The 2,027-nt window shown below is 64.9% G+C and carries 1 protein-coding gene; it reads left to right on the forward strand.

Features of this window, described 5'->3' with window-relative positions; translation table 11 throughout:
• Nucleotides 1-195: 195 nt before the first annotated feature.
• On the forward strand, nt 196-1,974 hold the full coding sequence (locus AC5JJ6_RS11625) for a PHA/PHB synthase family protein (RefSeq protein ID WP_496042183.1): 1,779 nt from the start codon (nt 196-198) through the stop codon (nt 1,972-1,974).
• The last annotated feature ends 53 nt before the right edge of the window (nt 1,975-2,027 follow it).

Consider the following 2,027-nt stretch of genomic DNA (forward strand, 5'->3'; position numbering starts at 1 on the left):
GCGTGGTCGTGACCGACCATACGGCTTGGTATTCCGAGCAGTCGGTGGCCGATCTCCAACGGGAAGCTGCGGAGGAAATCGCCCGCGTCTTCAGCGGACAGCCGCCGCTCAACTGGGTCAACCGATGGCCGGTGACTTGAGCAAAGCCGCAATCGGTCGGGTCATCGCCCCATGCCGGCACTTAGGGGAACTATCTTGACGGCAAACGACGTGGCGGACAAGACCGGGACTGGCGCAAGCACAGGCCATGCGGACAGAGCGGGCGCACTGTCCACAGACCTGGAGGTCGTCGATCATCTGTTGAACGCGATGATGGCGCAGGTTACCGGCGGGGTATCTCCTGCCGCCGTCGCCTCCGCCTGGATCGACTGGGGCCTTCATCTGGCGTCGTCGCCGGCCAAGCAGGTGGCGCTCACGCAGAAGGCGCTCAGCGGTGTTTCCAACTGGAACGATTATTTCCTGAAGGCCGCGATGTGGTGGCATCCGGCTCCGGTTGCCCAGCCCGAGCCGGGCGACCGCCGATTTTCCGCGCCCCAGTGGGAGTTCTGGCCCTTCAATTCCTTCGCTCAGGGTTTTCTGCTGACGCAGCAATGGTGGGACGCGGCGACGACCGGCATTCCCGGTCTCAGCAGGCGGCATGAAAGCCAGGTTAAGTTCATGGCGCGGCAGTGGCTCGACCGCCGCGCACCGTCCAACTTCCTGCCGACCAACCCGGAGGTGCTGGCCTGCACCGTCGCGGAGGCCGGAGAGAACCTGTTGCGGGGCGCCCGCAACCTGATCGAGGACGTCCAGCACCAGATGCGCGGACAGGCGCCGGTCGGGACGGAGGCGTGGCGTGTCGGCCACGACATCGCGGCGACGCCGGGGCGGGTGGTCTTCCGCAACCACCTGATCGAACTGATCCGGTACGATCCCGCAACCGCTGAGGTAAAGGCGGAGCCGGTGCTGATCGTCCCGGCCTGGATCATGAAGTACTACATCCTCGACCTGTCGCCGGAAAACTCGCTGGTCCGCTATCTGGTGGCGCAGGGGCATACGGTCTTCATGGTGTCGTGGCGCAACCCGACGGAAGAGGATCGCGACCTCGGCATGGACGACTACCGCCGGCACGGCGTCATGGCGGCGCTGGACGCCATGTCGTCCGCCATGCCGGAGCGGAGGATCCACGCCTGCGGCTATTGCCTAGGCGGCACTCTGCTGTCGATCGCGGCGGCGGCGATGGCCCGCGACGGCGACGGCAGGCTGGCATCGGTTACCCTGCTGGCCGCTCAGACCGACTTTACCGAAGCCGGTGAACTGATGGTCTTCATCGACGACAGCCAGCTGGCTTATATGGAACACATGATGTGGGTGAAGGGCTATCTGGAAACCGGCCAGATGTCCTGCGCCTTCCAGCTTCTCCGATCCAACGACCTGATCTGGTCGCGGCAGGTCGAGCAATACCTGAAAGGACGGCGCGAACCCGCCAGCGATCTGACCGCCTGGAACGCCGACCAGACCCGCATGCCATACCGCATGCATTCCGAATATCTTCGGCGCCTGTTCCTGGAAAATCAACTCATGGGCGGGCGCTTCATGGTGGACGGCAAGCCGGTTTCGCTGAGCGACATCCGAGCTCCGATCTTCGCCGTCGGCACGACCCGCGATCACATCGCTCCCTGGAAATCGGTCTACAAGATCAACCTGCCGGCCGATGCCGAAGTGACGTTCGTGCTGACTTCCGGCGGCCACAACGCCGGCATCGTCAGCGAACCCGGACATCGGGGACGCAGCTATCAGATCGCCACCCGTCAGCCGGAGGACCGCTACGTCGATCCCGATGCCTGGGCGGCCGCGACGCCGCGCATCGACGGATCGTGGTGGCCGGAATGGTCGAAGTGGCTGTCCGGCAAGTCCAGCGCGCAACCGGTGGCCCCTCCCGCCGGTGGCACCGATCTCGGTCCGGCGCCGGGCAGCTACGTGTTTCAGGCTTGAGGGGCAATATCGTTCGGGGACGGTATTGCCATCGGGAGACCGCATCCTGATCT

The organism is Skermanella sp. (assembly GCF_059503625.1).